Source organism: Zestosphaera sp. (assembly GCA_038843015.1).
In the GTDB taxonomy this organism is placed as follows: Archaea; Thermoproteota; Thermoprotei_A; order Sulfolobales; family NBVN01; genus Zestomicrobium.
This window is the reverse complement of sequence record JAWBSH010000020.1, coordinates 1-6593: the sequence shown is the minus strand read 5'-3', so window position 1 is coordinate 6593 and position 6593 is coordinate 1. Positions and strand designations below refer to the sequence as shown.

10 protein-coding genes are annotated in these 6593 nt (G+C 45.3%); 8 read left to right on the top strand and 2 right to left on the bottom strand.

What is annotated here, in order from left to right:
- Positions 1-212 (bottom strand): type II toxin-antitoxin system VapC family toxin (locus QXL29_08315; protein MEM2284590.1); only part of this gene is annotated, 212 nt, incomplete at its 3' end.
- Between the two features lie 487 nt (positions 213-699).
- Here QXL29_08315 and QXL29_08310 point away from each other — a divergent pair.
- Genes QXL29_08310 through QXL29_08285 form a run of 6 tightly spaced genes read left to right on the top strand, consistent with a single transcriptional unit; the run spans position 700 to position 4745 of the window.
- Positions 700-1650, top strand: a complete 951-nt coding sequence (locus tag QXL29_08310) for an integrase (protein ID MEM2284589.1) — start codon at positions 700-702, stop codon at positions 1648-1650.
- Between the two features lies 1 nt (position 1651).
- Positions 1652-2266, top strand: coding sequence for a hypothetical protein (locus QXL29_08305; GenBank protein MEM2284588.1), 615 nt, complete (start codon positions 1652-1654; stop codon positions 2264-2266).
- Complete coding sequence (locus tag QXL29_08300) at positions 2253-2945, top strand: hypothetical protein (GenBank protein MEM2284587.1); 693 nt, start codon at positions 2253-2255, stop codon at positions 2943-2945. The genes QXL29_08305 and QXL29_08300 overlap by 14 nt, the downstream gene beginning before the upstream one ends.
- A gap of 14 nt (positions 2946-2959) precedes the next feature.
- Positions 2960-3178 carry a hypothetical protein gene (locus tag QXL29_08295; protein ID MEM2284586.1) on the top strand — a complete coding sequence of 73 codons (219 nt, stop codon included), beginning with the start codon at positions 2960-2962 and terminating at the stop codon, positions 3176-3178.
- A 12-nt stretch (positions 3179-3190) separates the two neighbouring features.
- Positions 3191-4171 carry a hypothetical protein gene (locus QXL29_08290; protein MEM2284585.1) on the top strand — a complete coding sequence of 327 codons (981 nt, stop codon included), beginning with the start codon at positions 3191-3193 and terminating at the stop codon, positions 4169-4171.
- 58 nt (positions 4172-4229) lie between these two features.
- Positions 4230-4745, top strand: a complete 516-nt coding sequence (locus tag QXL29_08285; protein MEM2284584.1) for a hypothetical protein — start codon at positions 4230-4232, stop codon at positions 4743-4745.
- Here QXL29_08285 and QXL29_08280 read toward each other — a convergent pair.
- Complete coding sequence (locus QXL29_08280; protein ID MEM2284583.1) at positions 4742-5302, bottom strand: helix-turn-helix domain-containing protein; 561 nt, start codon at positions 5300-5302, stop codon at positions 4742-4744. The two genes, QXL29_08285 and QXL29_08280, sit on opposite strands and share 4 nt — an antisense overlap.
- A gap of 492 nt (positions 5303-5794) precedes the next feature.
- Between QXL29_08280 and QXL29_08275 the strand changes: the two genes are divergently transcribed.
- Positions 5795-5932 (top strand): hypothetical protein, encoded by a 138-nt coding sequence (locus tag QXL29_08275; protein MEM2284582.1) that lies wholly within the window; start codon positions 5795-5797, stop codon positions 5930-5932.
- A gap of 447 nt (positions 5933-6379) precedes the next feature.
- Positions 6380-6593, top strand: a 214-nt coding sequence (locus tag QXL29_08270) for a hypothetical protein (GenBank protein ID MEM2284581.1), incomplete at its 3' end; no start/stop codon positions are given.

Genomic DNA, 6593 nt, shown 5'->3' with positions numbered 1-6593 from the left:
ATGATCTCTCTTGTTCTCGACTTATCCAGAACTCCAAGTACTTCACCGATATTCCAGAGACTGAAAGATATCTTGATCAAGCTATTGTAAGCCTGCATGTATAGCTGTCCTACGTATTCGCTACCGGATTCTTCGATGTACCTCTTAACAATGACGCTACTGTCTAAGTAAACTATCTTCTCTCTCATTCCGTATCTCTCTAACAAGTTCACTAACGGGAGTCTTCGCCTTAACAGGTTTGAAATCCAGCTCCATATCTAACTCATTAACGAGCTCTCTGACCACAGCCTCTAGATCCACCATAAACTTCTCCATAAGAAGACCCTTAGCCTATAGTCTTTTTTGTATCTCGTAGTTGTGTTCTACTTGAAGAGATTTTAAGCTTTTCACAGAAATGCTTCAGTCTCTCCAAGGGAAAGTCCATGGAACCTCGGTAGCTAGTAGAAGTATTCTCGAAGATGAGCTTATGTAGGAAACTGTTGAGAGAATAAGTGGTTAAGATGCTTAACATGAGAGAACACTAACCCATGAAAACGGTAATCGTTTATAGGGAGCGTGGAGGAGTGGCGCCGGGGGCGGGATTCGAACCCGCGCGGGGTTATCCCCCACCGGCTTAGCAGAGCGAAATCTAGTGAGGAAGTTACCCCTAATGACCGCTTTATAAACCATGCAACCCCTACCCATTACTATTGGGGTGCTATGGCAACTCCCATGCTCAACGTACTCCGTATTAAAGATTCGGAAGGAAATATAGTCGTTGAGGTATCAAGTAGAAGAGATATTAAGTTGCTTGGGGAGCTCTTGAGGAGTCTGGGGGTAACTGTAGCCGGTGGTAAGCGTGAACGATTCATAGAGTTTAATGAGATGTTCATGGAGTACTTAATAAAGGATAGGGGGCAACAGGAGAAGACAGCTAAGTGCTACATGAACTACCTTAGACGGCTTGACGGTAAGCCCCTAACCTACGGGACCTTCCTCGAGATATCTGGTAGTAGGTGGATGGTTAAGTGTGTGAGGCTGTATATAGACTTCCTCGAGAAATCCGGGGAGATATCCGAGGATGAGGCTGAGAGGCTTAGGAAGATATTTAAGATTAGAAGTGGTGCTAAGATCATTAAGAAATACCACATCGAATACAGCAAGATAATCGAAGTACTGGAGAGAGTTGAGGTAGGTACTCTCTACTGGCTAGTCTTAAGAGTACTCTACTTTAGTGGTGCTAGACTGAGTGAAGTAGTCAAGATGATCCAGGATTTTGATGAGAGAGAGCTAACCTGCTTTCAAGACAGGGGCTCCTGCCGCTATTACCTAGTGTGGAGTAGGGGTAAGAAGAGGTGTGAGTGGATCTACTTCCCAGCAACACTTACTGAATATCTCAAGATGTGGAGGGGGAAGATCGGGAAGTACGATACTGTGAGGGATACTCTCTACGACTACTACGGCGTTAAGGTGAAAGACTTTCGAAAGCTGTTCTATCGAGTATGTCGGGATGTGGGGGTTGAGGGAGCGATATGCAACTTCTACCAATCAAGAATATCGGGTTTAAGCATAGGTGACCTACACTATGACGACATAGTGACTCGAGCAGACAAGCAGTACACTGAGCTAGCCGCCCGACTGAGTAAACTACTAGAGAGGGGTAGTAGTTGAGATGAGCACTAACTCCGGTAGGACATACTCTAGAAAGTTTAGAGGTGTTTTAATGCCTGTAGTATGTAGATCTGGTGGTTTTACAGTCTTAGTGAAGCCGTATAACATATTTAATGTAGTCTTCGTACCGAAAGATGATGTATTACACTACTTCAGCATCTTCAACCCACGCAAGTGTTGTGAAGACATCTACTCAATTACTCCACCCTACGGCCGCGGGAGACGCGACACGTTTTTCGGAAGCTATAGACTGGAGGTAGAGAGAATCCCGCTAGTAACTCTCGACAACATTGACTTGAGGAAGAGCAGTACTCATCGATGGTACTCGAGGGGTTCTGTTAGAAGGGTGAACGTGTGGTTGGATTCGAAAGAGTTGCTGGATAGGGCTGTACCTATCGATAAGTCTTACTTAGCTCGGCTGAGGCTGAGATTACCCTGCTACGTGTACGGGTTAAGCATCTTCGGTAGGACGATCACGGTGGTATGGAGTAATGAGGTGCGTAGTAGGTGGCACTATGCTGGAGCTGTAAGGTCTTGCAGGAACGTGAGGGTCCTCCTCCTCTACGACTACCTACCTATTATCGCAGAAGGTGGCTCTCCCGATGGTAAGATATAGTCAGGAGATGACGAATCTAGTCTACTTTAAAATTGAGAGGACGGATCCAGTAATTACTCGGCTAAGGGGTAGGAGGTACCACAGGACATACGGAATAGTGTTAAGTAGCTTTAGAGTAGTTGAAGTGTTAGTCCCACTAAACCTTCATGGTCAGATACCGCTAGATCGCGGTAAGTACGTCTACTTTACTAAGTGTAGTAATCAGTGGACAATAGTTAGGAAGCTATATAGAGTATGTGAGATACACGACGTAGAGTGTCTAGAGAAAGTAACTAGTAAGAAGAGTACCATACCGGATAGACTCTACATCAGACTAGCAACGTGGGAGGATATAAAACACTACATCCAGTGGAGTAAGATACCCTACCTACTAAGGGAGAACCAACTACGAGACCTATACCTACTAGTACTATACTACAATAAAGGAAGAGGAATCGGGAGATACAAACTCGACATAGACCTCATATACGTACCACGAAACTGCGCACTCAAATTCGTCGAAACCGAGCAAAACATGTTCATCGACGGCATATACTACTCCTACAACACCTACCTAGTCTTTACCAACATTCCATACGTCGGACTAACCTACAGCAAAGTAGTAAAAGCAATTAAGAAAGTAAAGAACTGCTGGCGAACCATGAGAAGCAACCCCAATAGAAAGACCTCTTTGAACTGATGAGAGGCGATCTAATGAAGGTCTTTGAACTGATTAAAACAGCTAAAACCACAAACACAAACCAACAACCAAACCCCTACAAAAACGTGGTGGGGTTTGGATTCGTAGGTGTTAGTAGTGTTTTATTGAGTGTGAGTATAGATATAATATTAATCTATAATATAATAATAATATTTGTAAACATAATTGTAATAAATGAGTTCATGAGGCTCTGCGGGCTTCGGGCTACCTAGGGGGTTGTTTGTATGGTTAAAGTTCATCGGTTGGTGAGTATTAGGCCTAACATAGTTGGGTGTTGGGAGGCTGATAGTAGTTATATAGCTTCCAAGCTACGTAGCTCGGAGAAGCTCTACTTCTGCTTTAGAGAAGACTATAGAGTTGTAGTATTGAAGAGAAAACCTGAGTATATAGTTCCTACTAAGGTGTACCCACCTAAAGACCTGTGTATCTCATCGCCTGTAACAAGTAGTTCTATAGGTTTCCTTCAGAAGCTTAAGCTACCCTGTTACATACACGCTCCATGCATCTGCTTCTGCTATCAGGAGGAAGGTCAAACTCCATCCACTAGACTATGCGATGAAGAAGGCAACTGCCATTACGAGCCGCAGGATCTGTACTGTGAATACGTCAACGCATATGACCTCGTGAACATACTTATCTACCCAACCAATATAGTGAGGAACATCAAGATCTACAGATACTTCGTGACTATAGGTGAGTCTAAAGCATACGTCGCACCTTACCCTCTAACTATGAACATGAGTATTGCGTTTGAGTATGTGCTTAAGTCAAGTAGGGAAGAGCTCGAAGACTACTATAAGAAGTTGTTGAAAAAATACGGTGGTAACATACCCGACGCAGTAAACTTCTTCGGTAGCTACCTACCGATCGATGCCTCAGTAGTATACCCCGAAGGCGTTCCCGAAGGTGTTGAACTATACATGAACCGATACGTCTTCGTCAATCCCTGCTCGAAGACACTAGCATTCAATTTCTACCCCATAGGGTCGAACAAGTTTCACGCAGTAGTAATTGCGTGGTTCGACTCTGATGATAGAGCTTATAGAGTAGCTAGAGTAGCTTGGGAGATAAGGAAGGATGTAACAGTACCCTACCTCCAATTCCTTAGGAAGGTGAGGAGAGGTAGAGACTTCATTAGCTCACAGCTACTCACATCTGTGGAAGACCTACTCGACCTAGGCGAGTCTAATGACGAGGAGTTCTAGATAGGGAAAACCGCATGCTTTATATGTACATTACGCAACAAATATATTGGGGGAGAGAGTGAGTACAACCCCCGTAAGCTTTTCAAGTGCGGCACCTATATCTAGTATACTCAGACCTGCCTTCAGCGGAGTTCCAAACGCTAAAGCTCTCGTTAAGTACATCATCTCCGTAATCTCGGCAATCAAGCACGGAGGTCATAAAGTGAGGTTCTACGTAACTGGAGATATAGCGGTTGCGATTAGACCAGCACTCGAGAGGTTAGGTATTAAGCTCCTACCAGCTCAAGAGTTAAAGCCACCCTACGTCCTCTTCAAGCTCGAAGACGGGAAGGTCGTTGTTGAGGCTTCAGACGGGGAAGAGGAGTATACCGTAGGTAAGGCGAGTTCCTATGAGTTCATAGGCTACCTATACGAAACCGTACTCGAGAGACTATACCCCCGTAAGAAGATCACACTAGAGATAGGGGAAGACGAGGATAGAGAGGGGGAAGGCGAAGAAGATGAAGAAGTCATCTACATAGACGAGTACTTTAAGGAAGAAGCAGCAGGATCTCGAGGTAGTGATAAGCACTAGCTAGACCGCTTATCTGTCGAGGACTCGTAGCGTGAGCTCGAGGGCTTATAGCGTGGGCAGGCTACACAGAGAAGTGGTTGCTCACTAACCTTCAGGTAGTACACACCACCTACCTCCTCAACACTCAGCTGAGATATCTCTTCACTCAGCCTCATTACCCCACACAAACCCCTCTCATTCACGTGAACACAGGAGTACTTTCCCTCAACCCTCATCTTAGCAAACTTTCTGAGAGTGTCAATCTCACGCTCTATAGCAGAAACCCTCCTATGGAGCTCTAACACAGCATCCTGCAAGTTCCCGTGGCCCAACCTCTTAATACTGCCCAACCGATCCTCTAGCTCCTTAACTTGAGCTAAGAGCCTATCGACCCGACCAAACAAGTCAGCAAACTGCTTTACCCTAGACCTAACCTCTGAGTACCCGGAGAGAAGCTCCCAAACCTTATACGTACTACAGCCAAGAACTTCAGCAATCTGCCTATACGTATACCCTTTCTCCCTCAACTCAACAGCTTTCTCCCTCAACACAGCATCGTCGTACCTCCTCCTAGGCACACAACCACCCAATAACACAGACGCATACGTTATATAAAAATTATTATAAAACACTCATCACACATAGCACTATCCGCAGGAGTGAAACAGCGGAGAGGCGGTTATGTGTGGTGTGTTTTTGAGTGGTCTCCTCGGTTTTGCGGGTCTGTTCGTGGGTTTGATTGTGTGTTTCTGCGCATGAGGTACTGCCGGTTCTTACGTTAGTCTTTCTTGCTGTTCTTCATGGAGTTTTCATAGGTTTTCACACTCGGTTATGCGCGACGTGTACGATTCCTTCATAAGTCCTTCATGCTGTCTTCCTCGGGATTTAAGGAAGTCTTATAGAGGATTTAGTGGTCGGAGTCCGGTGTACTGTACGAGCCTCCGAGAAGTTTCCTCGAGGTGTACAGTACAGCCGGGTCTACATGATCCGGTCGAGAACGCGGTGATGTGTGGAAGCTGTTTGGTTTGTTTTATAACAACTGAGGTAATGCGTAGGAATCGGGGTCGAGGTTGAAGGTAGCGAGGTACTTCAAGACGTGGGTAGTCGTGCTTGTCTCACTCTCTCTGGCTCTACCTACTCTACGGATCGCGGCAGCTTCTAGCGCTCTCCACGATGCGCTAACCGATGTTCTCGATAGAGCTCTGTGACCCCTCAGCGTTACATCGTTAGCCCTCCTGCTGTTGAGTGGTACTGAATCAAGTAGTTAGTGAAAGAGCTAAGCTACCACCCCTGAATCAGTAGACCTAATGAAACTTACTGGAAAGCTTCCAGTTACTGGAAAGTTTATGGTGGTCTGTCCATTAGAACTCCTCATTCTCTTACGTGATAGTTTCCAGTTACTGGAAATTTCCAGTAGGTTAATTTCCCACACTCCACTTACTCCTGGTTTACGCTAAATCTGATACTTCTTATTAGGAGATGTTAGATACGCTAGCTACGGGGGTACTCGTCTACGTAGTGGTGGTGTCATATGTATGGTTATGGAGTTGGTAACACCTAGAGCTACTAGAGCTATTGGAGATAGGAAACATGTTTTAACGGATTAGGAAGTCTTTTCTAGCTAGGTATGGTAGATAAAGGTGTGGTGGTAGTGTTTGAGTTATAGAGTTAGGGTCGTGGTGAAGGAGGTTAAAGGGTTTTGCGCCTCAGGCTTTAAGCTCGGTGACGAATTCGTAGTCGAGAAGTTTTACGTACTGCCTCAGTCAAACGCGAGGATATGTCTCCACGCTCTAGTGGGGATGTCCAGCCTCCTACTACCGTTCCTAAAAGGAGTTTCAGCTCGTGAGTTAGGCATCGGTACAGAAGATG

Bases quoted from the DNA above. Each gene is read 5' to 3' on its own strand.
- QXL29_08310 (MEM2284589.1), top strand. From the start codon at position 700: ATGGCAACTCCCATGCTCAACGTACTCCGTATTAAAGATTCGGAAGGA.
- QXL29_08305 (MEM2284588.1), top strand. From the start codon at position 1,652: ATGAGCACTAACTCCGGTAGGACATACTCTAGAAAGTTTAGAGGTGTT.
- QXL29_08300 (MEM2284587.1), top strand. From the start codon at position 2,253: ATGGTAAGATATAGTCAGGAGATGACGAATCTAGTCTACTTTAAAATT.
- QXL29_08295 (MEM2284586.1), top strand. From the start codon at position 2,960: ATGAAGGTCTTTGAACTGATTAAAACAGCTAAAACCACAAACACAAAC.
- QXL29_08290 (MEM2284585.1), top strand. From the start codon at position 3,191: ATGGTTAAAGTTCATCGGTTGGTGAGTATTAGGCCTAACATAGTTGGG.